Annotated in this window: 20 protein-coding genes and 1 pseudogene; 8 read left to right on the top strand and 13 right to left on the bottom strand. The window is 65.5% G+C overall.

Features of this window, described 5'->3' with window-relative positions; translation table 11 throughout:
- Positions 1 to 192 precede the first annotated feature (192 nt).
- From AC066S_RS05010 to AC066S_RS04995, 4 genes and pseudogenes are all read right to left on the bottom strand, one after another.
- A complete protein-coding gene (locus AC066S_RS05010) occupies positions 193 to 597 on the bottom strand; it encodes a VOC family protein (protein ID WP_135162430.1) in 405 nt (134 codons plus the stop codon).
- Positions 598 to 706: 109 nt separating this feature from the next.
- Positions 707 to 1111: a YccF domain-containing protein gene (locus AC066S_RS05005; protein ID WP_126256399.1), complete on the bottom strand. Its 405-nt coding sequence runs from the start codon at positions 1109 to 1111 to the stop codon at positions 707 to 709.
- 312 nt (positions 1112 to 1423) lie between these two features.
- Positions 1424 to 2967 (bottom strand): annotated as a pseudogene (locus AC066S_RS05000) (acyl-CoA synthetase).
- 139 nt (positions 2968 to 3106) lie between these two features.
- Positions 3107 to 3916 carry a crotonase/enoyl-CoA hydratase family protein gene (locus AC066S_RS04995; protein ID WP_478269060.1) on the bottom strand — a complete coding sequence of 270 codons (810 nt, stop codon included), beginning with the start codon at positions 3914 to 3916 and terminating at the stop codon, positions 3107 to 3109.
- A gap of 106 nt (positions 3917 to 4022) precedes the next feature.
- Between AC066S_RS04995 and AC066S_RS04990 the strand changes: the two genes are divergently transcribed.
- Positions 4023 to 4895 carry an SDR family oxidoreductase gene (locus AC066S_RS04990; RefSeq protein WP_126256402.1) on the top strand — a complete coding sequence of 291 codons (873 nt, stop codon included), beginning with the start codon at positions 4023 to 4025 and terminating at the stop codon, positions 4893 to 4895.
- Positions 4896 to 5176: 281 nt separating this feature from the next.
- A complete protein-coding gene (locus AC066S_RS04985) occupies positions 5177 to 6754 on the top strand; it encodes a fatty acid--CoA ligase (RefSeq protein ID WP_478269059.1) in 1578 nt (525 codons plus the stop codon).
- Positions 6755 to 6873: 119 nt separating this feature from the next.
- On the opposite strand, the gene AC066S_RS04980 is transcribed toward AC066S_RS04985, so the two are convergent.
- Positions 6874 to 8148, bottom strand: a complete 1275-nt coding sequence (locus AC066S_RS04980; RefSeq protein ID WP_478269058.1) for an acyl-CoA dehydrogenase family protein — start codon at positions 8146 to 8148, stop codon at positions 6874 to 6876.
- A 213-nt stretch (positions 8149 to 8361) separates the two neighbouring features.
- Here AC066S_RS04980 and AC066S_RS04975 point away from each other — a divergent pair, with 213 nt between their 5' ends.
- Positions 8362 to 9141, top strand: a complete 780-nt coding sequence (locus tag AC066S_RS04975; protein ID WP_126256405.1) for an enoyl-CoA hydratase-related protein — start codon at positions 8362 to 8364, stop codon at positions 9139 to 9141.
- Positions 9142 to 9392: 251 nt separating this feature from the next.
- Here the strand turns inward: AC066S_RS04975 and AC066S_RS04970 are convergent, their stop codons facing one another.
- From AC066S_RS04970 to AC066S_RS04960, 3 genes are read right to left on the bottom strand one after another with little or no spacing between them, the layout of a single operon-like run.
- Positions 9393 to 9770, bottom strand: coding sequence for a DUF6285 domain-containing protein (locus AC066S_RS04970; protein WP_478269057.1), 378 nt, complete (start codon positions 9768 to 9770; stop codon positions 9393 to 9395).
- A 3-nt stretch (positions 9771 to 9773) separates the two neighbouring features.
- Positions 9774 to 10760: a phosphotransferase family protein gene (locus tag AC066S_RS04965; RefSeq protein WP_478269056.1), complete on the bottom strand. Its 987-nt coding sequence runs from the start codon at positions 10758 to 10760 to the stop codon at positions 9774 to 9776.
- Positions 10757 to 11545, bottom strand: a complete 789-nt coding sequence (locus AC066S_RS04960) for an enoyl-CoA hydratase/isomerase (protein ID WP_126256408.1) — start codon at positions 11543 to 11545, stop codon at positions 10757 to 10759. The genes AC066S_RS04965 and AC066S_RS04960 overlap by 4 nt, the downstream gene beginning before the upstream one ends.
- A gap of 167 nt (positions 11546 to 11712) precedes the next feature.
- On the opposite strand from AC066S_RS04960, the gene AC066S_RS04955 reads away from it, so the two are divergent.
- The 3 genes from AC066S_RS04955 (at position 11713) to AC066S_RS04945 (ending at position 14601) form a co-directional block, all read left to right on the top strand.
- On the top strand, positions 11713 to 12492 hold the full coding sequence (locus AC066S_RS04955; protein WP_135168005.1) for an SDR family NAD(P)-dependent oxidoreductase: 780 nt from the start codon (positions 11713 to 11715) through the stop codon (positions 12490 to 12492).
- Positions 12493 to 12623: 131 nt separating this feature from the next.
- Positions 12624 to 13004, top strand: coding sequence for a VOC family protein (locus AC066S_RS04950; protein WP_164718460.1), 381 nt, complete (start codon positions 12624 to 12626; stop codon positions 13002 to 13004).
- Between the two features lie 319 nt (positions 13005 to 13323).
- Positions 13324 to 14601 carry an acyl-CoA dehydrogenase family protein gene (locus tag AC066S_RS04945; RefSeq protein ID WP_135168003.1) on the top strand — a complete coding sequence of 426 codons (1278 nt, stop codon included), beginning with the start codon at positions 13324 to 13326 and terminating at the stop codon, positions 14599 to 14601.
- A 157-nt stretch (positions 14602 to 14758) separates the two neighbouring features.
- Here AC066S_RS04945 and yghU read toward each other — a convergent pair whose 3' ends face one another.
- Positions 14759 to 15640 carry a glutathione-dependent disulfide-bond oxidoreductase gene (yghU, locus tag AC066S_RS04940; protein WP_478269055.1) on the bottom strand — a complete coding sequence of 294 codons (882 nt, stop codon included), beginning with the start codon at positions 15638 to 15640 and terminating at the stop codon, positions 14759 to 14761.
- 375 nt (positions 15641 to 16015) lie between these two features.
- Between yghU and AC066S_RS04935 the strand changes: the two genes are divergently transcribed.
- Entirely contained in the window at positions 16016 to 17149 is a 1134-nt protein-coding gene (locus AC066S_RS04935) for a nitronate monooxygenase (RefSeq protein ID WP_126256413.1), read from the top strand.
- A gap of 138 nt (positions 17150 to 17287) precedes the next feature.
- The gene (locus AC066S_RS04930; RefSeq protein WP_126256414.1) at positions 17288 to 18796 is read left to right on the top strand and encodes an acetyl-CoA acetyltransferase; all 1509 of its coding nucleotides are present in this window, start codon (positions 17288 to 17290) and stop codon (positions 18794 to 18796) included.
- 91 nt (positions 18797 to 18887) lie between these two features.
- On the opposite strand, the gene AC066S_RS04925 is transcribed toward AC066S_RS04930, so the two are convergent.
- The 4 genes from AC066S_RS04925 to otnI all read right to left on the bottom strand — a co-directional run bounded on the left by AC066S_RS04925 (position 18888) and on the right by otnI (position 24747).
- Entirely contained in the window at positions 18888 to 20582 is a 1695-nt protein-coding gene (locus tag AC066S_RS04925; RefSeq protein WP_126256415.1) for a methyl-accepting chemotaxis protein, read from the bottom strand.
- 233 nt (positions 20583 to 20815) lie between these two features.
- Positions 20816 to 22507, bottom strand: coding sequence for a methyl-accepting chemotaxis protein (locus tag AC066S_RS04920; RefSeq protein WP_126256416.1), 1692 nt, complete (start codon positions 22505 to 22507; stop codon positions 20816 to 20818).
- A 171-nt stretch (positions 22508 to 22678) separates the two neighbouring features.
- Entirely contained in the window at positions 22679 to 23968 is a 1290-nt protein-coding gene (gene otnK, locus AC066S_RS04915; protein WP_478269054.1) for a 3-oxo-tetronate kinase, read from the bottom strand.
- Positions 23965 to 24747: a 2-oxo-tetronate isomerase gene (gene otnI / locus AC066S_RS04910; RefSeq protein WP_478269053.1), complete on the bottom strand. Its 783-nt coding sequence runs from the start codon at positions 24745 to 24747 to the stop codon at positions 23965 to 23967. Before otnI ends, otnK begins: the two co-directional genes overlap by 4 nt.
- Positions 24748 to 24751 lie beyond the last annotated feature (4 nt).

Genomic DNA, 24751 nt, shown 5'->3' with positions numbered 1-24751 from the left:
ACGATCGCGAAACGCCCCTTTTGGCGGGCCGGGATGGAATGCGGTTTAGCCGAAACGATGATTTCGGTCAATCAGAATATTTTGCGGACCTGTCCCTTGACCCGCATGTTGCGTGTTTTGCCTGTCGGGCAGCGCAAGGGATTGGGAGGCGAGAAGCGGCTGAGCAGCACGCTCCGCCCATGCTATGAGCTATCAGCTCCGAACAGGCTGCCCGATTCCAAGAAGGTTGCCTTCGCTGTCGCGGAACCAGGCGCCCCTCTCGCCGACGCCCTTGCTTGCGTAATTACCGGCGATGTCGGCGATCCCGTTCACGGTCTTCAGCCCGGGCAGATCGTATTCCTCGAACTTGACTCCGCGGGCGCGAAGCTCCCGCACCGCGGCCTCGATGTCCTCGACTTCAAAGCCCATCTGGGTGTGCGTGCCGGATTGCACGCCGGCCGAGACGAATATCGCGAACTCGCCGCTGGCGCAGACGTAGCGCAGTCCACCTTCGCGCTGTTCGACCGGGTCGAGCCCGAGCTTCTCGGAATAGAACGCCCGCGCCCGGTCCAAATCCTTGGCTGGAAGACGGGTGGCCACCTTCGCTTTCCCCAGCATCCTTGGCTCCTTCCGAGATCGATCCGAGGCGGGAGCATCGTGTCCGTCAGCCAACCTCAAACGTGCTACGGGTCAAAGCGGCGATCGGCGCTCGCGCGGTCCGCGCGCCTCAAGCCGGCACGATCACCTTGCCGATCGGCCACAGCGCGATACCTGCGAGCTTGAGGTGAGCCCAAGCGAAGGGAATGCCGATGATGGTGACGGCGAGCACCAAGGCCGTCAGGACGTGGCCGAGCGCCAGCCACCAGCCGGCGAGCACGAACCAGATGATGTTGCCGATCACCCCGAGCGGGCCGGTGCCGATATCCTCGACACCGGTCACCTCGTAGCGGCTGACCGCCCGCGAGCCGAACGGCAGCAGCGTGTAGACGGCGATGTTGAATGCCGCCCGCGCCCAGGGCAGGCCGACGATGGTGATGGCCATGATGACCGCGGCGATCACCCAGCCGAACGCCATCCAGGCGCCACCGATGAGGATCCAAAGGATGTTGAGGAGAATGGAAACAGGGGCCATGGCATGATCCAGAAAACAGTGACACCGCCCATATAGGCACGAAATCTGTCTCTGCTAAGACGGCCTCGCCCGGTCTCCCGCTACCGCCCCTCGAATTTCGGCTCGCGGTTCTCCATGAACGGCTTCATCGGTCATGACAGTGTTTTCCCCATCCGTTGTCTCGTAGGGTGGGCAAAGGCGCGTTGCGCCGTGCCCACGATCTGTCTCCGTAAGCGAATTTGGTGGGCACGCCTCCGCCTTCGCTCTTCGAGCTACGGCGGACGCTTTGCCCACCCTACGAGACTGCGGCTTTACCGATCCGACGGCACTGCCTCAGATCTTCCGCCCCGCCTGCTCCCAATAGGGATCGCGCAGGCGGCGCTTGAAGATCTTTCCGGAATCTTCGCGTGGCAGGCCGGTTCGGATCTCAATGTGCTTGGGCACCTTGTAGTCGGCCAGATGCGCCTTCAGCGCGGCGCGGACATCGGCGGCCTCGAGCGTGACGCCGGCTTGCGGCTCGACCACGGCCATCAGCGCCTCGCCGAACTCGGCATCGGGGATGCCGAACACGGCGCAATCGTGCACACCGGGCACGGCGTGCAGCACGGACTCGATCTCGGCCGGATAGATGTTGACGCCGCCCGAGATCACCATGTCGCGCTTGCGGTCGCAGATGAAGACGTAGCCGTCTTCGTCGATATAGCCGACATCGCCGGAGGTGATGAAGCCGTCGCGGTCGATCTCGGCGCGCTTGTCCGGCTTGTTGTGGTAGGTGAAATCGGCAAGCTCGGCCATGCGGGAATAGATCTCGCCGATCTCGCCGACGCCGAGCACGTGGCCGTCCTCACCGAGGAAGCGCAGCTCGGCGCCGGGCGAGATCTTGCCGACCGTGCCGGGCTTCTTCAGCGCGTCCTCCGAGGTCGCGAAGGTGACGGCACTGGATTCGGTCGAGCCGTAGAATTCGTAGATCACCGGCCCCCACCATTCGATCATGGCGCGCTTGACGTCGGCCGGGCACGGCGCGGCGGCGTGGATGACGTGGCGCAGCGAGGAGACGTCGTACCTCCTGCGCACCGCTTCCGGCAGCTTCATCAGGCGGATGAACATGGTCGGCACCATGAAGATGGTGTCGACCCTGTAGCGCTCGATCGCTTCCAGAAACTCCTCCGCTTCGAAGCGCGGCATCAGCACCAATGCGCCGCCGAGCTTGCCGGCGCGGATGCCGAAGGAATTCGGCGCGGAATGATAGAGCGGGCCCGGCAGCAGCGCACGGGCGCCGGGCTTGAGCCCGTAGATCATCGCGCGCATGCGCTCGCCGGCCGCCTGCTGCTCCGGCGTCGGCGCGTTGCGCCGCACGCCCTTGGGATGGCCGGTCGTGCCCGACGTGTAGATCATGTTCATCGGCTGCGGCACCACCGGGCCGTCATAGGGCGGGTGCTGCGCGAGCCAGGATTCGAAATCGATCGCGAAGCCTGGCGTCGTCAGTTGATCCGGATCGATCCTGTAGCTGGACAGGATCTCCGGCGGTGTCGGCACGCTGAGCACGGTGACGCCCGCAGGGATCGCATCGCGCAGGGCGTGCAGCATGTCGGCATGGCCGATCAGCACGGAGGTGCCGGTGTCGCCAAGGATGTAGTTGATCTCCTCCGGCTTGAAGTGCCAGTTGATCGGCACGCCATAGGCACCGAGCCGCATCGCGGCGTAGGCGGCTTCCAGGAAGGCGATGTCGTTGCGCATCAGCATGCAGACGCAATCGCCCGGGCGGACGCCGAGTTGGCGAGGCCGGAGGCGATGCGGTCGGCGCGGGCGGCGATTTCAGCGTGGGTGCGTCGGCGGTCGCCGCAGACGATGCCGAGGAAGTCAGACGTTTCGCTCATTGTTGTTCTTCTTTGTTGTCAGCGACGGTGTCAGTTGGCCGTCATCACCGGGCTCGTCCCGGTGATCCACGTCCTTGGTTCATCGGTTGCATCAAGAACGTGGATGGCCGGGACAAGCCCGGCCATGACGGAGAGACCATCAATCCGCAAAATTCGGCGCGCGCTTCTCGATATTGGCGCGCACCGCTTCGGTCTGGTTCGGGCTGCCGATCAGCTTCTGCTGCTCGACCGACTCGGCGAGCAGCGCCGGACCCGGATCGACCGAGAGATTGTTCAGCATCCGCTTGGCGGCGCGGATCGCATCGGGGCTTTTTCCCGCGATCTCGCGCGCGGCCTCGAGAGCGGCCGCGCGCGGGTCGTCGCAGATGCGCGTGGCGAGGCCGTATGTCATCGCTTCCTGCGCCGAGAAGATGCGGCCGGTGTAGGTGAGATCGCGCAGGATGTCGTCGCGCACGAGGCTCGCGAGGATCGGCGTGCCCGCCATGTCGGGCACGAGGCCCCATTTGATCTCCATGATCGACATCCGCGCATCCGCCGAGAGAAAGCGCATGTCGGCGCCGAGCGAGAGCTGGAAGCCGCCGCCGAAGGCAACGCCGTGCACGGCCGCGATCACCGGCACCGGAAGCTGGCGCCAGCCCCACACCGCCTGTTGCGCAAAGTTCGCCTGGCCGTGGGTGCGCTTGGTGAGATCGCGATTTTCGCCACCCGGAATTCCGTTGCCGCCCTTCTCCTTCATGGCGGCAAAACGTCCCATGTCGAGCCCGGCGCAGAAGGCGCGGCCCTCGCCGGAGAGCACGACGGCGCGCAGGCCTTTTTCCTTGGAAAGCCGCTCGGTTGCGGCGACAAGCGCCTCGAACATGGCCTGATCCAGCGCGTTCATCTTGTCGGCGCGCACCAGGCGCACGTCGGCGACGCCTTCCGAGATCGAGATCGAGACGCGATCTTCCATGGACGAATTCTCCCCTGTGCTTGACCGGTTCCCGCTTTACAGGACGCTGGCGGCCAGATTTAGTCAATCGACCAATTAACTGACAATCCCTACGGGGGAAACCACCATGTTCCAAGAAAATCTTCTGGCCGGCCGGCGCATTCTCGTGACCGGCGGCGGCACCGGTCTCGGCAAGTCGATGGCGGCGCGCTTCCTGCAACTCGGCGCCGAGGTGCACATCTGCGGCCGCCGCAAGATCGTGTGCGACGAGACCGCGACCGAGCTGATGGATCTCTATGGCGGCCGCGTCACCAGCCACGGCGTCGACATCCGCAACGCCGTCGCGGTCGAGGAGATGGTGGAGAACATCTTTCGCGACGGCGGCCTCACCGACCTCATCAACAACGCCGCGGGCAATTTCATCTCGCGCACCGAGGAACTGTCGCCGCGCGGCTTCGACGCCGTCGCCAACATCGTCATGCACGGCACGTTCTACGTGACCCATGCGGTCGGCAAGCGCTGGATCGCGGACAAGCAGCCCGGCAACGTCGTCTCGATCACCGTGACCTGGGTGCGCAACGGCTCGCCTTACGTGGTGCCGTCGGCGATGAGCAAATCGGCGATCCACGCCATGACGATGTCGCTCGCCACCGAATGGGGCCGCTACGGCATCCGCCTCAACACCATCGCGCCCGGCGAGATCCCGACCGAGGGCATGAGCAAGCGCATCAAGCCCGGCGACGAGGCCGGCGCGCGCACCAGGGCGTTGAACCCGATGGGCCGCGTCGGCACCATGGAGGAATTGCAGAACCTCGCGGTGTTCCTGATCTCCGGCGGCTGCGACTGGATCAACGGCGAGACCATCGCCATGGACGGCGCGCAGGCGCTCGCGATGGGCGGCAATTTCTACCAGCTACGCGACTGGAGCGACGACGACTGGAAAACCGCGCGCGACAGCATCATGGCGCAGAACGAGAAGGACCGGGCGAAGCGGGGGTGAGGACGCGTTGCGAGTGCGCGCATATGTAAGGGCCTAGCGCTTTCGCCCCGCCCTCACCTGTCGTCCCCGCGAACGCGGGGACCCATAGCCACAGGGAGCAGTGTCGCGCGAGTCGGTAACTCCGAGTCTTCGCCAAACCACTTCCTGTGATTATGGGTCCCGGATCTGCGCGCGCCTATGGCGCGCTTGTCCGGGACGACAGCTTGCCTTCTCGCGTATTGTCTTTACTCGCGGATGACGCCACACTCCCGGGCATAAGAACAAGACGTCACGGGAGAAACATGTCCACACAGCCATTGGCGAACCTCGCCGATATGGTGCGCGAGCGTGCGAAGAGCCGCGGCGATGCCATCGCCTACGAGTTCGAAGGCCGCCTCACCAGCTTTGCCGAGTTCGATATCAAGACCAACAAGGTCGCCAACGCGCTTCTTGCGATGGGCGTCAGACGCGGCGACCGCATCGCCTATCTCGGCAAGAACAGCGATCTCTATTTCGAGCTCTTGATGGGCGCGATGAAGGCCGGCGTGGTGATGGCGCCGGTGAACTGGCGGCTCGCCGGGCCCGAGGTCGCCTTCATCGTCGAAGACTGCAAGGCGCCGGTGCTGTTCGTCGGACCGGAGTTCATCACACAGGTCCGCCAGATCAGGGACCAGATTCCTGGCGTGCCCACCATCATCGCCACCGAGGGCGGCGCGCCGGAATGGCAGGACTTTGCGGCCTGGCGCGATGCGCAGAGCGGCGACGACCCGAAGGTGCCGATCGATGCCAAGGACATCGCGATCCAGCTCTACACGTCGGGCACGACAGGCAAGCCGAAGGGCGCGATGCTGAGCCACGCCAACTTCCTCAATTTGGTGCAATCCGGCAATGCCGAGGACAAGCCGGAGTGGAACCGGTGGTCGACCGACGACGTCTCGCTGGTGGCGATGCCGGTGTTCCACATCGGCGGCTCGGGCTGGGGCGTGATGGGACTCTATCACGGCGCCCGCGGCGTGATCGCACGCGAGTTCGATCCGACCAAGGTGCTGGACTTCTTCGAGCGATCGGGCATCACGAAACTGTTCATGGTGCCGGCGGCGATGCAGTTCGTGGTGCGGCAGCCGCGCGCCAGGACGGTGGATTTCTCGCGGCTGAAATACATGCTGTACGGCGCCTCTCCGATTCCCGCGGCGCTACTGAAGGAATGCATCGAGGTCTTCAAATGCGGCTTCGTGCAGCTGTATGGGATGACGGAGACGACGGGCACCATCGTCGCGCTACCGCCGGAGGATCACGTCGAGGGGCTGGAGCGGATGCGCTCGGCCGGCAAGGCGCTGCCGGGCGTCGAGATCGCGATCCTGGACGTGGACGGCAAGCCGCTGCCGCCGCGCCAGGTCGGCGAGATCGCGACGCGCTCGGGCTCCAACATGGCGGGCTACTGGAACCTGCCGGAGGCCACTGCCGCGACGCTGCGCAGTGACGGCTGGCTGCGCACCGGCGATGCCGGCTACATGGACGAGGACGGCTACCTCTACATCCATGACCGCATCAAGGACATGATCATCTCCGGCGGCGAGAACATCTACCCGGCCGAGGTCGAGAGCGCGCTGTGCGATCACCCTGATGTCGCCGAGGCCGCCGTGATCGGCGTGCCCGACGACAAATGGGGCGAGGCGGTGAAGGCGGTCGTGGTGATGAAGCCGGGCAAGCAGGCGACCGCCACCGACATCATCAACTTCACCCGGACGCGTATCGCCGGCTACAAGACACCGAAGAGCGTGGAGTTCCTGCCGGCGCTGCCGCGCAATCCTTCAGGCAAGATCCTGCGGCGGCAATTGCGCGAGCCGTACTGGGTGGGGAAGGATCGAAGGGTGAATTGATCCGCGGTCTCGTAGGGTGGGCAAAGGCGCAAAGCGCCGTGCCCACCATTCTTTCATGATCGCGACAGAAGTGGTGGGCACGCTTGCGCTTTGCCCACCCTACGAGAGCGGTGCAAGCCTTAGTGCTTCCCCGGCCCCATATAGCCGAACAGGAATCCCGCCACCTTGCGCATCTGGATCTCCTCGCTGCCCTCGGTGATGCGGTAGCGGCGATGGTGGCGATAGATGTGCTCGAACGGCTTGTGGCGTGAATAACCCATGCCGCCATGGACCTGCATGGCGCGGTCGGCGGATTCGCAGCAGAGGCGGTTTGCCCAGTAATTGCACATCGAGACGCGGTCGGAGAGCGTGCGCTCGATCTGCTCCTCGGTGAGCTGATCCATCTCCCAAGCGGTCTTGCGGATCAACAGGCGCAGCATCTCGGCTTGCGTGGCGAGCTCGACCAGCGGGAACTGGATCGCCTGGTTCTCCGCCAGCGCCTTGCCGAACGGCTTGCGCTCGCGCGCGTACTTCACGCTTTCGTTGATGCAGTAGACGGCGGCGCCGAGCGAGCTCGCCGCCTGGCGGATGCGGTTCTGGTGCACGAAGCACTGCGCCAGCGACAGGCCGCGGCCGACCTCGCCGAACAGCGCATCTTCCGGCACGAAGACGTCGGTGAAACTGACGCGCGGATGATCGGTCGGCATGTTGAAGGTCCACATGTACTCCTCGACCTTGACGCCATGGCTCTTGGCCGGCACCAGAAAGCAGGTGATGCCGCGGGCATCGCCGTCATTGCCGCTGGTGCGCGCGAACAGCGCGCAGTGCGTCGCGACATGCATGCCGGTGGTCCACATCTTCTCGCCGTTGATGATCCAGCCCTTGACGTTGTCGCGGGTCGCCGGCACCGCGCGCGTCTCCATGTGGGTGGCGTCCGAGCCGTGATGCGGCTCGGTGAGGCCGAAGGTGATGCGGTACTTGCCCTTGATCGAGCCGTCGATCATCGCCTTCTGGTCGTCGCGGCCGTAGCGGTCGAGCATGGTGACGACGGGGAAATTGCCGACGATGGAATGCTCGTTCTGGAGATCATTGTGCAGGCCGAGGCCTTTCGCCGCGAAGTGCTCGCGGATCACGGCCATCCACAGGTTGGAGCCGTCCTTGCCGCCGTATTGCCTCGGCACCGGAAAGCGGAGGTGGCCGGCGGCGTCCGCGAGGTCCTTGGCCTTGCGCAGCAGCGTCTCCCATTCGTGCCGCGGCAGGCCGCCGTTCTCGAAATCGGTGCGCGCCCATTCGCGGCGATGGTCGAAGAAGCGGATGTTGTCGTCGGCTTCCTCCAGCGGCTTGATCTCGCGTGCGATGAAACGGTCGAGCTCTCCGAGATAGGCGACGAGATCGGCAGGCAATGAGAAATCCACAGGTTCTCTCCCGGATTGATTTTATCGTTTTGCGTTAAGGCGCTGGGCGCATTCTTGCTTCTCGCGATTAAGCGGAGAAGAGCGCGTGCAAGTCAAGCAAGGCGAGGCGTGACGGCTGCGCAAGGCGCACCAGCGCAATTCGATGGTGCTCAAGCGCCGCCGCGCGGTAGTATGCCGCCAATATTCCCAAGGAGAGAATGCGGGGAGCGCGCGATGGAGCTGAAATTTTCCAAGGTGGAACGCAAGGGACCGATCACGATCGTGACGCTGTCGCGGCCCGAAGTCTACAACGCGCTGCACACCGACGCGCATTTCGAGCTGCAAAAGGTGTTCGACGATTTCTCAGGAGATCCCGAGCAGTGGATCGCGATCGTCACCGGCAGCGGCGACAAGGCGTTCTGCGCCGGCAACGATCTGAAATGGCAGGCGGCCGGCGGCAAACGGGGCTGGGACAAGGGCGGCTTTGCCGGCCTCACCTCGCGCTTCGACTGCGACAAGCCGATCATCGCGGCCGTGAACGGCGTCGCCATGGGCGGCGGCTTCGAGATCGCGCTCGCCTGCGACCTCATCATCGCCTCGGAGAACGCCACCTTCGCCCTGCCCGAGCCGCGCGTCGGCCTTGCCGCGCTCGCCGGCGGCCTGCACCGGCTGCCGCGGCAGATCGGCCTCAAGCGCGCCATGGGCATGATCCTGACCGCGCGCCATGTCAGCGCCAGGGAAGGTTTCGAGCTCGGCTTCGTCAACGAGGTGGTGCCGCAGGGCGAGGCGCTTTCCGCCGCGCTGCGCTGGGCCGAAATGATCGGCAAGAACTCGCCGATGTCGATCAGGGCGTCCAAGCAGGCGATTCAGAAGGGACTTGGCGTCTCGCTGGAGCAGGCGATCGCGGAGCAGCGGGATTATCCGGCGGTGCAGGCGATGGTGGCCTCGCAGGATTACATCGAGGGCCCGAAGGCCTTCTCGGAGAAGCGGCCGCCGAAATGGGTGGGGAAGTGACCGCGTTTCTCTCCGCTCGTCATTCCGGGGCGCGCCGACAGGCGCGAGCCCGGAATCCATTAGGCGGCAGAACGCGCAGATGAATGGATTCCGGGTTCGTCGCTGTGCGACGCCCCGGAATGACGGCGGAGAGAGTGGCGCGCCTGCCTCAACACCGTCATTGCGAGCGCAGCGAAGCAATCCAGGCTGCCTCTGCGGAAACAGTCTGGATTGCTTCGTCGCTGCGCTCCTCGCAATGACGGCGGAGAGACCTACCCGCCCCGCTCCAGCTCCCTTTTGTAGGACGCGTAGTTCGGCTGATCGACGGCGAGCTTGTCCATCGTGGTCGCCCACAGATGCTCGGCGAGGCCTGGCGTTGCGAGATCGATCTCGCCTTTCGCTATTCGCTCGGCGAGTGCGCGGTTCAGGTCCATGACCGAGCCGTCCATACCGAGCAGCGCGTGCAACCGCTCGACTTCCGCAGCATCGCTGCCCTCTTCCCGCGTCAGCTGCCGCGTCACGAGGTCGAGGATGTTGATGGCGACGCGCAGCTTGAAGGCCTGGTGGCCGGAGATCAGCGGTGTGATGTCGCTGCGGAGGAAATCGGCGACCGACTTGGTCAGCTCGATCGGGGTCGGCTCGTCCTGCATGTGTCAGCTCCCGCGCGGCGCCAGGAGCCGCAACAGATCGATCTCGGTTTCGGAGGCGCGGCGGCCGATCATGGCGCGCTCCATCGAATGGTCGGGCCCCTCGCGGAACCGCTGCATCATGCCGCCGCACATGATGCCCCAGCGCAGCGTGCCCATCACCTCCCAGAACTTGACGCGTTCGGGATCGACCTTGCGGCCGGCGGCCTCATAGCCTGCGAACAGCTCCTCGCGCGAACCAAAACCGCCGACGGGCTTGTCAATCTCGCCGAAACGCCAGGAATTGACGCAGACCCAGCCGAGATCCTCCATGGGATCGCCGAGATGGGCGAGCTCCCAGTCCAGCACGGCACGCACGCCGTCGGTGCCGATGATGAGATTGCCGTTGCGGAAATCGCCGTGCACCAGCGTGGTCTCGGCGGACGGTCCGGGATCGTGGTCGCGCAGCCAGCGCAGCGCCAGCTCGAACACGGGCTTGGGCCAGTTCAGGCTGCGATAGTCGCGCTCGAACTCGGCAATCTCCTGCGTCGCCGACCTGCTGCGCAGCTCGGGCAACTTGTCCTTCGGCAATCGATGCAGGGCAGCGAGAATGCCGCCGATCTGCCGCGCCAGATGCGGCCGCGCCGCGGTAAACTCGTCATCGCGAAGAATCTTGCGCGCGATGGTCTCGCCTTCGACCCTTTGCATGATGAAGCCGGTGCCGAGGTCGTCCTCCGGCACCAGCACGTGCATCACGCGCGGCGACGGCACGCCCGCCTCGAAGGCGAGCTGCATCAGCTTCGCTTCGGCGGCAAGGCCCGCCGCGCGGGTCGGCGCCGCGCCATAGCCCTTCGGCGAGCGCCGCAGGATCGCGCCGATCGCGCCATCGGGATGGGTGATGTCGAAGCGCCAGGTTTCCTGGCTGGCGCCGCCCGACAATTTGGCCGCGCAGGTCGCGCCGGTCGCGCCCTTGCACCAGCGCTTGACGCTGCGTGAAAGCTCGGCCTCGATCATTTGCCTTTGAACTGCGCAGGCCGCTTCTCCAGGAACGCGCCGACGCCTTCGCGGAAATCCTGGGTGTCGCCGGCGCGAAGCTGGCACTGGAATTCGAGGTTGAGCTGATCCTCGAAGGAATTTTCCGGGCTGTCCCAATAGAGCTTGCGGATCAGCGACAGCGCGACCGTCGGCCCGCTGGCGAGCTCGCGCGCGAGCTTCATCGCCTCCTCCATCAGCACGCCGTCGTCATAGACGCGGTTGACGAGGCCCCATTCCAGCGCCTTCTCGGCCGGCAGCCGTTCGCCCATCAGCGACAATTCGATCGAACGCGCCCGGCCGACGAGGCGCGGCAGCAGCCAGGTCGAGCCGCAATCCGGCACGAGGCCGATGCGCCGGAAGGCCTGAAGGAAGTAGGAGGAACGCGCGCACAAGATCATGTCGCCGAGCAGCGCGAAGCTCATGCCGGCGCCCGCCGCCGGGCCATTGACCGCGGTGACGATCGGGCAATGCAGATTGCGGATGCGGCGCAGGAAGGGGTGAAAGCCGGTCTCCAGCGTCAGGCCGGCCTTGGTCTTCTTCGACTGGCTGTTGCGCCCTTGCAGATTGGCGCCGGTGCAGAAGGCGCGGCCCGCGCCGGTCAGCACCACGCAGCGCACCTCGTCCTTCTTCTCCTCGATCGTATCGAGCGCTTCGGCAAGGCCGCCCAGCATGTCCACGGAGACCGCGTTCATCACCTCCTGATGGTCGAGCTTGAGGATTGCGACCGAACCATCGAAATCGAGCGTGACGTGTTTGAACTGCATGGTTTCCTCGTCAGTTGCGGCCTGCGCCAGTTTCGCAGCCCGGAATTCGTTTTGCCGGGGCGCATATTTGATTTTTGGCGCGGTCTTGTCCATGGTGATCAGAGCATAGCAAGCAATCTTGCGCGCAGCGGCTGGTTGGCCGCAGACCAAAAAACAGGAAACGCGCCATGTCTATTTTCGACCTCACCGGCCGCGTCGCCGTGATCACCGGCGGCAATGGCGGCATCGGCCTCGGCATCGCGCAGGCGCTCGCGGCCCAAGGCTGCAACGTCTCGATCTGGGGCCGCAATCCCGACAAGAACAAGGTGGCTGCCGCGAGCATGGCCGGGCTCCCCGGCAAGGTCGACACCCGCGTTTGCGACGTCACCGACCCGGCCTCGGTGAACGCAGCGATGAAGGCGACGCTCGACATTTTCGGCCGGGTCGACGGCTGCTTCGCCAATGCCGGCATCGGCGGCGGCGGCCGGCGCTCCTTCATCGAGCGCACCGAGGAGGAATGGCGCACGATGTTCGCGACCAATCTCGACGGAGTGTTCCACGCCTTCCAGGCCGCGGCAAGGCACATGACCGAGCGCGCCAATGCCGGCGATGCCTTCGGCCGGCTGGTTGCGACATCGAGTCTCGCCTCGATCTTCGGCACCGCGCGCAACGAGCATTACGCCGCGACCAAGGCTGCGATCAACGCGCTGGTTCGCGCGCTCGGCGTCGAGCTCGCCCGCCACGGCGTCACGGCGAACGCGATCCTGCCCGGCTGGATCAAGAGCGACATGACATCCGGTCTCATGGCCAACGACAAGTTCGTCGCCAACGTGATGCCCCGCATTCCGCAGCGCCGCTTCGGCGAGGCGAGCGATTTCGGCGGCATCGCGGTATATCTGATGAGCAAGGCGTCGTCGTATCACACCGCCGATACGTTCGTGATCGACGGCGGCTATACGGCGTATTGAGATTTCGTAGGGTGGGCAAAGGCGCGCTTGCGCCGTGCCCACCCTACGCATTTCCGGATGCCATGGTGGGCACGCTGCGCTTTGCCCACCCTGCGGCATCTGATTTCAAAAGCGCAGAAGGGAATGGGCACATGTTCTCACACGTCATGATCGGCACCAACGATCTCGACAAGGCCAAGACGTTCTACGACAATCTGCTGAGCACGCTCGAGGTCCGGCCGGCCAGGGTCGACGGCCACCGCATCTTCTACATCACCAAGACCGGCGTGTTCTCGGTGTCGAAGCCGATCAACGGCGAGCCGGCAACCTGCGCGAATGGCGGCACGATCGGCTTCGCCGCCAATTCCCCGGAGCAGGTCGACGCCTGGCACGCAGCCGGCATTGCGGCCGGCGGGAAGTCGATCGAGGATCCGCCCGGCGTGCGTCAGGGCCCTGGCGGCAAGCTGTATCTGGCTTACTTGCGCGATCTCGACGGCAACAAGATCTGCGCGATGCATCGGATGCCGGCGTGAGGCCGACCGGACTCTCCTCGTCATTGCGAGGAGCTCTTGCGACGAAGCAATCCAGACTGCCGCCGAGGTAAGATTCTGGATTGCTTCCGCCTTCGCCGAAGGCTTCGGCGGACAAGTCGCTGCGCTCGCATTGACGGAGTCCTGGGGATCTGACGGCGCTCCAGCCCACTCGCGCCGCCCCGTTCAAACAACATTTCAAACGCCCTCGCGATATTCCATCGCGTGGCAGGGCTCGGCGCGAAAAAATGCGCGCTCGCACTTTGGCCGCGCCGCGACTATTCTTGCGCCCAGAACAATCTCTGCGTCCCCGGGAGGAACAATGACAAAACACACCTACATTCCCCGCACCACCAACTACACCCTCAATCCCGGCGACGAGCTCAACGACTTGCGGATGTCGGAGCAGGTCCGACCGCTCTACGATCATGTCAGGAAATTCATCCGCAACACCGTGGAGCCGATGTCGATCGAGTTCGCCAAGGCGGGCGAAGGCAAGGAGGACCGCTGGAGCTTCACGCCGAAGCAGCTCGAGGTGCTGGAGAAGGCCAAGAACAAGGCCAAGCAGGAAGGCCTCTGGAACTTCTTCCTGCCCGATGACGAGACCGGCCAGGGCCTGAAGAACCTCGACTACGCCTATATCGCCGCCGAACTCGGCAAGAGCCCGCTGGCGTCAGAGACGATGAACTGCTCGGCGCCCGACACCGGCAACATGGAGGTGCTGGAGCGCGTCGGCACCAAGGAGCAGAAGGAGAAGTGGCTGAAGCCGCTGCTCAACGGCGAGATCCGTTCGGCCTATGTCATGACCGAGCCGAACGTCGCCTCCTCCGACGCCAAGAACATCTCGACCACCGCAAAGCTGGTCGGCGACGAATGGGTCATCAACGGCGAGAAATACTACATCTCCGGTCTCGGCGACCCCCGCTGCAAGATCCTCATCGTGATGGTGAAGACCAATCCGGATGCCGCGCCGAGCAAGCAGCAGTCGCAGATCCTGGTGCCGCGCGACACGCCGGGCGTCGAGGTGCTCGGCCCGATGTACGTGTTTGGGCAGGACCACGCCCCGCGCGGCCACATGCACATGCGCTTCAACAATGTGCGCGTCCCGAAGGAGAACATGCTGCTCGGCGAAGGCCGCGGCTTCGAGATCTCGCAGCTCCGTCTCGGCCCGGGCCGCATCCATCACTGCATGCGCACCATCGGCAAGGCCGAGAAGGCGCTCGATCTGATGGTGCAGCGCGGCCTAACCCGCGAGGCCTTCGGCAAGAAGATCGCCCATCTCGGCGGCAACATGCAGATCATCGCCCAGGCGCGCTGCGAGATCGAGGCGATGCGGCTGATGGTGCTGAAGGCCGCCAAGGCGATGGACGTGCTCGGCAACAAGGAGGCCCGCGTCTGGGTCTCCATGGTCAAGGCCATGGTGCCGGAGCGCGCCTGCAAGATCATCGACCAGGCGATCCAGATGCACGGCGCCACCGGCATCTCGCACTGGACCCCGCTCGCGGAGATGTATCAGGACGTGCGGCACCTGCGCTTTGCGGACGGTCCGGACGAGGTGCATTGGATGGTGGTGGGACGCCACGAGCTGAGCATGGCGTGATCGACGAGATGCCGTAGGGTGGGCAAAGGCGCGCACTTCGCGTGCCGTGCCCACCGTCGCGGCCAATGCGAGAGGTGGTGGGCACGCTTCCGCCTTCGCTCTTCGAGCTACGGCGGACAAGTCGCTTTGTCCACCCTACGCACATCCGCGAGCGACGTTACGCAGTCGTCGCGGCCTCGATCTTGTCCTGGGTCTTGGTCTCGAAATCGCTGGCGTCGTGGCGCTCGTGGAGCTGGCTGGCGGGGTCGCCCGAGACGCGGTTGACCATGCGGCCGCGCTTCACGGCGGGACGCTGGGCGATCTGGTCGGTCCAGCGCTGCACGTTCTTGTAGTCCTGCACCGACAGGAATTCGCCGGCGCCATAGACCAGCCCCTTGGCGAGCGCACCGTACCAGGGCCACACCGCGATGTCGGCGATCGTGTATTCCTTGCCCGCGAGGTACTCGTTGTCGGCAAGGCGCCGATCGAGCACGTCGAGCTGGCGCTTGGTCTCCATCGCGAAACGATCGATGGCGTATTCGATCTTGAACGGCGCGTAGGCGTAGAAATGGCCGAAGCCGCCGCCGAGATAGGGCGCGCTGCCCATCTGCCAGAACAGCCAGGACATCGCCTCGGTGCGGGTCTTGATGTCCTTCGGCAGGAAGGCGCCGAACTTCTCGGCGAGATAGAACAGGATCGAGCCGGATTCGAACACCCGGATCGGCTCCGGACCCGAGCGGTCCATCAGGGCGGGGATCTTCGAGTTCGGGTTGATGTCGACAAAACCGCTGCCGAACTGGTCGCCATTGCCGATCCTGATCAGCCAGGCATCGTATTCGGCGCCCTTGTGGCCGAGCGCCAAAAGCTCCTCCAGCATCACCGTGACCTTCACCCCGTTCGGGGTGGCCAGCGAATAGAGCTGAAGCGGATGCTTGCCGACCGGCAGCTCCTTGTCGTGAGTTGGGCCGGCGATCGGGCGGTTGATGCTGGCGAACTGCCCGCCATTCTCCTTGTTCCAGGTCCAGACTTTGGGCGGCACGTAGGCGGGGGCGTCGGTCATGCGGGGCTCCGGCGGAAAGATGCGTCTGCATTAATTAGACCGCGAATGCCGAATGACAAGGGCGCCGAATGCATTCCCGAACCGGGCAACTTCACGGTTCGTCATGGCAGGCTCCCTCCCCGTCATTCCGGGGCGCCCGCAGGGCGAGCCCGGAATCCATTGCGCCGCCAGGAATGCTCCGAAAAATGGATTCCGGGTTCTCGCTGACGCGAGCCCCGGAATGACCGGCCTCATCCGGGACGCAACGGCCTGCGGGACGAGCGCGACGTCTACACACAAGATGCCTCGCCGAATCCGGCATGTCATCGACCGGCTCGCGTCACTTTGCTTTGCCAGCGAAAACAACGAAAACGCGAAGGCCGCCGGGAGAGAGCCATGAAATCGCCGATCTGCGACATGCTGGGAATCGAGTTCCCGCTGCTGGCCTTCAGCCATTGCCGCGATGTCGTCGCCGCCGTCAGCCGCGCCGGCGGCTTCGGCGTGCTGGGTGCCACCGTGCACACCCCCGATACGCTCGAACGCGAGCTGAAATGGATCGACGATCACATCGACGGCAAGCCCTACGGCATCGACGTGCTGATCCCCGAGAACATCTCGACCGCGGGCGAGAAGGACGTCACCTGGAAGAGCCTGGAGGCGCGCGTGCCGCAGGAGCATCGCAACTACACGCGCGATCTGCTGAAGAAATACGACATCGAGCTCACGACCACGGAGGTCGCAGCCGATCAACCGCAGCCGTTCGACGGAAAAACCGCGCTACAGCTGCTCGAGGTTTCCTTCAATCATCCGATCCGCCTGATCGCCAACGCGCTGGGCGTGCCGCCCAAGGCGATGATCGAGATGGGCAAGACACACGGGGTGCCGGTCGCAGCGCTCGTCGGCGCCAAGGAGCACGCGCTGCGCCAGGTCGCCGCCGGCGTCGACATTCTCGTGGTGCAGGGCACCGAAGCCGGCGGCCATTGCGGCGAGGTCTCGACCATGGTGCTGGTGCCCGAGGTGATCAAGGCGATCAGAAAGATCCGCGACGTGCCGGTGCTGGCGGCCGGCGGCATCATGACGGGCCGACAGATGGCGGCCTGCATGGCGATGGGCGCGGCCGGCGCCTGGACCGGCTCGGTGTGGCTGGCGACCGTCGAATCCGAGACCAGCGAGATTTTCCGCGAGAAGATGATCGCGGCGTCCTCGCGCGACGCCGTGCGCTCCAAGGGCCGCACCGGCAAGCCGGCGCGGCAGCTCCGCTCGGTCTGGACCGACGCCTGGGACCGCGCGCCGGACAGCCCGGGCGCGCTGCCGATGCCGCTGCAAAGCATCCTTAGCCGCGACGCCTTCAATTCGATCGACCGTGCCGCAGCGAGCGGCAACGCACGGGCGCGCGATCTCGTCAGCTATTTCGTCGGCCAGGGCGTCGGCCTGATCGACAGCGTCAAGTCCGCCGGCGCCGTGGTGCAGGAGTTCAAGGAAGAGTTCGCCGAAGCGGTCGAGCACATGAATGCGCTGGTGGCGGAGTAGGTGTAGACCCTCATGGTGAGGAGGCGCGCAAGCGCCGTCTCGAACCATGAGAGCCCGCGGCCCATCCTTCGAGACGCCTGCTTCGCAGGCTCCTCAGGATGAGGTCGGAGATGTTTGAGAGAGTGAAGCAGCAGAACAATGACGACTGTTCCCCCTGACCTCATCCCCGTCATCGTCGGCGTCGGCGAGATCGTCGATCGCCCGAAGGAGATCACTGAAGGCCTCGAACCGCTCGATCTGCTCGAACAGGCGCTGCGGCGCGCAGAGGCGGACGCCGGTGCAAAACTGCTTGGCGAGGTGCAGTCGCTCGACGTCGTCAACTTCCTGAGCTGGCGCTATCGCGATCCCGAGCAGCTGTTGGCGCAGCGCCTCGGCGTCACGCCCGCGCATTGCTATTACGGCCCGGTCGGCGGCGAGAGCCCGATCCGCTACATCCACGAAGCCGCCAAGCGCATCGCGCGCGGCGAGTGCACGGTCGCCGCGGTCTGCGGCGCGGAAGCGCAGTCGACCGCGACCAAGGCGGAACGTGCCGGCGTCAAGCTGCCATGGACCCCGTTCGCCCATGACGTCGAGGAGCCCAAGCGCGGCGCGGCGTTCCAGAAGCCGCTGGCGGTGAAGCTCGGCGTGTTCCGACCCGTCACGGTCTATCCGTTCTACGAGGCCGCCTCCTCCGCACATTGGGGCCAGACGCCGCGCGAGGCGATGGCCGAGTCCGGCGTGCTGTGGTCGCGCTATTCGCAAGCCGCCGCGCAAAATCCCAATGCCTGGCTGAAGCGGCGCTATGCGCCGGAGGAGATCACGACACCGACCGCGGACAATCGCCTGATCGCCTGGCCCTACAACAAGCTGATGGTCGCCAATCCCAGCGTCAACATGGGCGGCGCGCTGCTGCTCACCAGCCTTGCCAAGGCCCGTGCGGCCGGGATCGCGGAGGACCGACTGGTCTATCCGCTCGGCGGCGCCTCGGCGGAGGAGCCGCGCGATTATCTGTTGCGCGACCAGTTCTACGAAAGCCATCCGCAGAACGCGGTGCTGCAAGCCGTGATGGACCTTGCCGGCGGCGACGGCAAGACGTTCGACGCGATCGAGCTCTACAGCTGCTTCCCTTGCGTGCCCAAGATGGCGCGGCGGACGCTCGGGCTTTCCGCCGACGTGCAGCCGACCGTGACCGGCGGGCTCACCTTCTTCGGCGCGCCGCTCAACACCTACATGACGCATGCGGCCTGCGCGATGGTGCGGCGGCTGCGCGATGGCGCCAGGCTCGGCCTGCTCTATGGCCAGGGCGGCTTCGTCACCAAGCATCACGCACTGGTGGTCGCGAAGGCGCCGCCGCACGCGGCGCTGGCGCAGGAGACCAGCGTGCAAGGCGAGGCCGACCGCAACAAGCGCGCGGTGCCGGAATTCGTCGACGAGGCCTCGGGCAAAGGCAAGGTGGAGAGTTTCACGGTGCTCTATGGCCGCAGCGGCGAGGTCGAGCACGGCGTCGTCATGCTGCGCACCGAGCACGACCGGCGAACGCTGGCGCGGATTCCGGCGCGCGACAGCGCGACGCTGGCCCATCTGCTCAACATGGATCGCACGCCGGTCGGCTCGCTCGGCGAGATCACGGTGGCTGCCGACGGGGTGCCGGAGTGGCGGGTGGCGTAGCTGCGGCGCATCACACCGGACGATGCTGCGCATCGCCGGGACTGCCGCGCGGCATCCGGGGCACCGATCTCGGCCCCCTGCGCCATCCGCCTCAGGCGGCGCGGACGGAGCTCAGGAACTTGCCGACCTCGAGCTTGAGACGGTTGGAATCGCGCGACAGCATCTGCGCCGCCGACAGCACCTGCGAAGACGCCGAGCCGGTTTCGGAGGCACCGCGCTGGACGTCGCCCACATTCGACGAGACCTGCTGGGTGCCTTGGGCGGCCTGCTGAACGTTGCGGGCGATCTCCCGGGTTGCCGCACCCTGCTGCTCCACGGCTGCCGCAATCGCCGAAGCGATCTCCGACAGACGCGCGATGGTGCCGCTGATGTCGCCGATGGCGGTGACCGAATCCTGGGTCGCCGCCTGAATGCCGCCGACCTGCTGGCCGATCTCGCCGGTGGCCTTGGCGGTCTGCTCGGCGAGCGCCTTGACCTCGGAAGCCACCACAGCGAAGCCGCGTCCGGCCTCGCCCGCCCGTGCCGCCTCGATCGTGGCGTTGAGGGCCAGCAGATTGGTCTGGCCGGCGATCGCATTGATGAGCTCGACGACGTCGCCGATCCGCGATGCGGCCCGCGACAATTCGCTGACGCGCTCGGTCGTGGCATGGGCCTGGCTGACCGCTTCGCTCGCGATCCGGGAGGAGTCCTGCACCTGGCGGCCGATCTCGCGCACCGAGGACGACATCTCTTCGGCGGCCGACGCCACCGAGTGGACATTGGTGGAGGCTGCTTCCGAGCCGGTTGCGACCGCCGTCGCCAATTCCTGCGCCCGACCCGCGGTCGAGGACAGCGTCGAGGCCGAAGCCTCGAGCTCGGTTGCGGCCGACGACACCGTCTCGACGATTTCGCCGATCGCGGCCTCGAAGCCGGTTGCGAGCTTGGTCATGTCGGATTTGCGCTGCGCCTCGGCACGGCGCTGAACCGCCTGCACCTCGTCGCGGCTGAAGCGGATGATGGTTTGCACTGTCTGGAGGTTGCGCAGCGCTTCGCCGATCTCGTCGTCGCGCTCGATCACGATGCGGCTGTCGAGCTTGTCCTGGACGAGGTTCAGCAAAGTATCGTTGAGTTGCTGCATCGGTCTCCGGATCGCGCGCATGGTCGTGACGCCGGCGAAACCGACGATGGCGACGCCGACGACGGCCAGCGCCGCCAGAATCAGGCTGGCCGAACCGCCGGCGGCGAGCGCGCCGCCGATGCCGAGCGCAAGCATGAACAGCGCCTGGAGCGCCATCGTCGTGAAGAGGCGCGCCTTCAGCGTCCCGGTGAAGACGCTGAAGCGGTCCAGCCACGAGCGGCGGCGGATGATGCCGGCGTCAATGCGATAGCCATGCGGCTTCTTCTCGCGGATCGCAGAATAGACCTCTTCGGCGAGCTTGCGCTGGTCGGCCGGCAGTTTTGTGCGGATCGACGTATATCCCTTGACCTCGCCGTTTTCGCGGATCGCAGAGGCCGTCGCCAGCACCCAGTAGAAGTCGCCGTTCTTGCGACGGTTCTTCACCGCGCCGAGCCAGGGCTTGCCGGCCTTCAGCGTGTCCCAGAGGTTGTCGAACGCCTCCGGCGGCATGTCGGGATGACGAACGATGTTGTGCGGCTGGCCCATGAGTTCCGCCGACGTGAAGCCGGCGGCGGCAATGAAGTCCTCGTTGAAGTAGGTGAGCTTGCCCTTGAGATCGGTCCGCGAAACGATCAGCGTCTCGTCACTGACGGGATATTCGACCGTCGTGACCGGAAAATTCTTGCGCATCGGGGCTCCCCAAAGACCGAATTCAGTAAAAAGTCATTCGAATCGGGACGCGCCCGGCATGAGCCTGCCCTCTGTCAACTATCGTAAATCCGATTTAACCATCGATGAAACGTCGCGCCCGTAACACTACGGACGATCTCAGAAGAGCTCCGCCGCGAGCGACATCATGCTACCGGCAAGACGAAACGAGCGGTGCTATGTGGCGCCGCTCGTCGCTCGATCGGACAAAGACTTTACGCCGCGCGGACGTTGGTCAGGAACTTGCTGACCTCGTTCTTCAGCCGGCCCGAGTCGTTTGACAGCATTTGCGCCGCCGACAGCACCTGCGACGATGCCGTTCCGGTCTCGGTCGCGCCACGCTGCACGTCGGTGATGTTGGAGGAGACCTGCTGGGTGCCCTGCGCGGCCTGCTGCACATTGCGGGCGATCTCCTGCGTCGCCGCGCCCTGCTCTTCCACCGCGGCCGCAATCGCCGAGGAGATCTCCGAGAGGCGCTCGATGGTCGAGGAGATCTCCTTGATGGCGCCGACCGAATCGTTGGTCGCCGCCTGGATGCCGGAGATCTGCTGGCCGATCTCGCCGGTCGCCTTCGCGGTCTGCTCGGCGAGCGCCTTCACCTCGGAGGCCACCACCGCGAAACCGCGGCCAGCTTCGCCCGCTCGCGCCGCCTCGATTGTGGCGTTCAGCGCGAGCAGATTGGTCTGGCCCGCGATGGTGTTGATCAGCTCGACCACGTCGCCGATCCGGGCGGCAGCCTTCGACAGCTCGCTGACGCGCTCGGTGGTGGCGCGCGCCTGGCCGACGGCATCGCCCGCCATCCGCGCCGATTCCTGCACCTGACGGCTGATCTCGCCGACCGACGAGGCCATCTCCTCGGTGGCCGAGGCCACCGATTGCACGTTGGTCGAGGCTTCTTCCGAAGCTCCAGCCACCGTCGTCGCCAGTCTCTGAGAGCGGTCGGCAGTCGACGTCAGCGTCGAGGCGGAGGCCTCGAGCTGGGTCGAAGCCGACGACACGGTCTGGACGATCTCGCCGATCATGGCTTCGAATTCGCGGGTGATGTCGTCGACGCGGCGGCCGCGCTCGATCTTGGCCTCGGCATCCGCGGCCGCAGCCTCGTCCGCGGCCTTCTTGGCGATCAACGCCTCCTTGAAGATCTGGAGCACGTCGGCCATCGCGCCGATCTCCGTCTTCTCGCCGCGATGCGGCACCTCGGCCGAAAGGTCGCCCCGGCCCAGCGCCTGCATCGGCTGTGTGATGGAATTGATGCCGCTCGAGACATCGCGGACCAGATAGAAGCTGAGACCGATGCCGATCAGGACGGCGGCGCCGAGAATGACCGAAACCAGCATGAAGGCAGAGGAATAGCTGTCGGCGGCATCCTGAGCGGCCTGTTCGCCACCCCTGGTGTTGAGCTCGATGTCCTTGTTCAGGACCTCATCCGCCTGAAGCCCGATCTTGTTGACCGTCTTGGAGTTGAGCTCCTGCGCCTCGCGCGGCATCTTGCCGGCCTCCTTGCGCGACAAGGCCATCACCTCCTCGGTGCCTTTCTTGTAATCGTCCCAGAGCTTGGACCACTGGCTGTAGAGCGCGCGCTCTTCCGGGGAGCTGATCATGGCCTCATACTTGCTGCGCGTCTTGGCGAGCGCGTCGGTCACGGTGGCGGCGGTCTTCTCCACCGCGAGCTTGTCGTCCAAAGCTTCGGCCAGCATGTGCTGGCGCACCACGTTCCGATACGTGATGACTGCGGCCCGCAGGTCGCCGATCGCCTTGACGCTCGGCATCCAGTTGGTGGTGATGTCGAGAGTGTTGGCGTTCATCGTCCGCATCTTCGTGACGGCGAGCAGGCCCATGCCGGTCATCGCGACCAGCAGGAACGCCACGACACTGATGATCTTGGCGCGGATGGAAAGCTTGGCAAACATAATCGGGTCTCGTTGTGCTGGCGCGGGCGCGCGTCGGGAACTCTAAGGAATCAAACAAAGGGGAGCAGCGCCGACATCAGACAGCAGACCGTCTGCGAAAGATGTTAAGTGCGACTCCGCGCAAGCACGGAAGTCGAAAGAAATGAACAGGCGCCTAAGAACGCCCAGCGCTCAGCGCATGAGCCTAAGCGCATCCGCGAAAAACTCCGGGCCGCCGAAATTTCCGGACTTCAACGCGAGCAGCATCTCGCCTGCTTCGGCGCCAACGGCACGCAGCACCGGGACGCCCGCGGCGATCTCCGCGCCGACGAGGAAGCCCGGGATTTCGAGGCGGTCGACGACCGCGCCGGACGTCTCGCCGCCGGCGACGATGAGCCGCCGGACCCCTGCTTTCACAAGGTTTTCCGCGATATCGGCCATGGCCTGCTCGATGGCATGGCCCGCGGCATCGCGCCCGTGGCGGGCTTGCAATGCGGCGACGTCTTCGGGCTTCGCGCTCGAGGCGATCAGCACCGGGCCGTCGGCAAGTCGCGGCCTCGCCCAGTCGAGCGCGCGCTCGGCTTCGTTCGCTCCCGTAATAATACGGTCCTGGTCGAGATGGAGCACCGGCATGATGCGTTCGGCATTCGCGATCTGCTGAAGCGTGGCCTGCGAGCAGCTTCCGGCAAGACACGCTGCCGGCCCGCCGACGGCAGCTCCGGACTCGCTGCTCGCGGCACCGGGCTTGACCTTGCCGGTCGACACCAGCGCGCGCGCGAGCCCAAGGCCGATGCCGGAGGCCCCGACCGACAGGCGATGTTCGCCGGCCACGAGACCGATGGTTTCGAGGTCGCGGTCGAACACGGCGTCGATGATGGCAGCGCCGATACCCTTGCCGGCGAGTTCGGCCAGCCGCGCCCGCACGGCATCCGCGCCGCGCGTGACGGTGGCGAGGTCGACGAGGCCGATCTGCGTCCTGCTCTGACGCGCCAGCACGCGCACCAGGTTGGAATCATGCATCGGGTTGAGCGGATGGTCCTTCAGCGGGCTCTCGTTGAGCGGCACGGCGCCGACAAAGAGATTGCCCTGGTAGACGGTGCGGCCGGTCTCCGGGAAGGCCGGCGTCACCAGAACGGCACCTTCGCCGCTATCGGCACGCAACGCGTCCATCACCGGGCCGATATTGCCCGCGTCGGTGGAATCGAAAGTCGAGCAGATCTTGAACAGCACGTGGCCCGCACCACGGCTGCGCAGCCATTTGTCCGCCGCGCGCGAGCGCGAGACGGCAAGGCCGGCCTCGATCGAGCGGCTCTTCAGCGACACCACGACGGCGTCGACCTCGGGCAACGCGAGATCGTCCGAGGGCACACCGATGGTCTGCACCGTGCGCAGGCCCGCACGCGTCAGCGTGTTGGCGAGGTCGGAGGCGCCGGTGTAGTCGTCGGCGATGCAGCCAAGCGAAATCTTTGCTGCAAGTGTCACGGCTTCACTCCGGCGTAAGGCTTGAACCAGGCAAGGCCGTCCGTAGTCTTGCCGCGCGGATTGTACTCACAGCCGACGAAGCCGGCATAGCCGAGGCGGTCGAGCTCTTCGAACAGGAACGGATAGTTCAGCTCCTCGCCGTCGGGCTCGTTGCGCGAGGGGATGCTGGCGATCTGGATGTGGCCGATGATCGGCATCATCTCGCGCAGCCGCATGGTGACGTCGCCATGAATGATCTGGCAGTGATAGATGTCGAACTGAAGCTTGAGATTCGCAAGCCTCAGCTCCTGGATCAGGTCGCGGGCGAAGCCGAAATCGTTGAGGAAATAGCCCGGCACGTTGCGGGCATTGATCGGCTCGATCACGACGTCGATGCCGTGGGGAGCGAAGAACTCCGCGGCCCATGCCACCGATTTGTAGAAGGCCTCGATCGCGACGCGTTCGCCGCGGTTGGCGATGCCGGCCATCAGGTGCAGGCGCTTGACGCCGGTCGCCTTGGCATAGGGCAGCGCCGTCTCCAGGCTCGCCTTGAGATCGTTGAACCGCGAGGGAAGCGCCGCAAAGCCCTTCTCGCCGGCATTCCAGTCGCCCGGCGGCAGATTGAACAGCGCCTGGGTCAGGCCGTTGCGCTTGAGCCGCTCGCCAACCGCCTCGGCGGGATGCTCGTACGGGAAGAGATACTCGACCGCGGTGAAGCCGGCTTGCGCAGCGGCATCGAAACGATCGAGGAACGGCACCTCGGTGAACATCATCGAGAGGTTGGCGGCAAAACGCGGCATCGGA

It is taken from the genome of Bradyrhizobium sp. CFUWI, assembly GCF_056429085.1.
The sequence above is the reverse complement of the archived record's forward strand: the minus strand, read 5'-3'. Positions and strand labels throughout refer to the sequence as shown.

Excerpts from the sequence above, each read along its gene's own strand:
- AC066S_RS05010 (WP_135162430.1), bottom strand. The coding sequence starts at position 597 with ATGCTGGGGAAAGCGAAGGTGGCCACCCGTCTTCCAGCCAAGGATTTG.
- AC066S_RS05005 (WP_126256399.1), bottom strand. The coding sequence starts at position 1,111 with ATGGCCCCTGTTTCCATTCTCCTCAACATCCTTTGGATCCTCATCGGT.
- AC066S_RS04995 (WP_478269060.1), bottom strand. The coding sequence starts at position 3,916 with ATGGAAGATCGCGTCTCGATCTCGATCTCGGAAGGCGTCGCCGACGTG.
- AC066S_RS04990 (WP_126256402.1), top strand. The coding sequence starts at position 4,023 with ATGTTCCAAGAAAATCTTCTGGCCGGCCGGCGCATTCTCGTGACCGGC.
- AC066S_RS04985 (WP_478269059.1), top strand. The coding sequence starts at position 5,177 with ATGTCCACACAGCCATTGGCGAACCTCGCCGATATGGTGCGCGAGCGT.
- AC066S_RS04975 (WP_126256405.1), top strand. The coding sequence starts at position 8,362 with ATGGAGCTGAAATTTTCCAAGGTGGAACGCAAGGGACCGATCACGATC.
- AC066S_RS04970 (WP_478269057.1), bottom strand. The coding sequence starts at position 9,770 with ATGCAGGACGAGCCGACCCCGATCGAGCTGACCAAGTCGGTCGCCGAT.
- AC066S_RS04965 (WP_478269056.1), bottom strand. The coding sequence starts at position 10,760 with ATGATCGAGGCCGAGCTTTCACGCAGCGTCAAGCGCTGGTGCAAGGGC.
- AC066S_RS04960 (WP_126256408.1), bottom strand. The coding sequence starts at position 11,545 with ATGCAGTTCAAACACGTCACGCTCGATTTCGATGGTTCGGTCGCAATC.
- AC066S_RS04955 (WP_135168005.1), top strand. The coding sequence starts at position 11,713 with ATGTCTATTTTCGACCTCACCGGCCGCGTCGCCGTGATCACCGGCGGC.
- AC066S_RS04950 (WP_164718460.1), top strand. The coding sequence starts at position 12,624 with ATGTTCTCACACGTCATGATCGGCACCAACGATCTCGACAAGGCCAAG.
- AC066S_RS04945 (WP_135168003.1), top strand. The coding sequence starts at position 13,324 with ATGACAAAACACACCTACATTCCCCGCACCACCAACTACACCCTCAAT.
- yghU (WP_478269055.1), bottom strand. The coding sequence starts at position 15,640 with ATGACCGACGCCCCCGCCTACGTGCCGCCCAAAGTCTGGACCTGGAAC.
- AC066S_RS04935 (WP_126256413.1), top strand. The coding sequence starts at position 16,016 with ATGAAATCGCCGATCTGCGACATGCTGGGAATCGAGTTCCCGCTGCTG.
- AC066S_RS04930 (WP_126256414.1), top strand. The coding sequence starts at position 17,288 with ATGACGACTGTTCCCCCTGACCTCATCCCCGTCATCGTCGGCGTCGGC.
- AC066S_RS04925 (WP_126256415.1), bottom strand. The coding sequence starts at position 20,582 with ATGCGCAAGAATTTTCCGGTCACGACGGTCGAATATCCCGTCAGTGAC.
- AC066S_RS04920 (WP_126256416.1), bottom strand. The coding sequence starts at position 22,507 with ATGTTTGCCAAGCTTTCCATCCGCGCCAAGATCATCAGTGTCGTGGCG.
- otnI (WP_478269053.1), bottom strand. The coding sequence starts at position 24,747 with ATGCCGCGTTTTGCCGCCAACCTCTCGATGATGTTCACCGAGGTGCCG.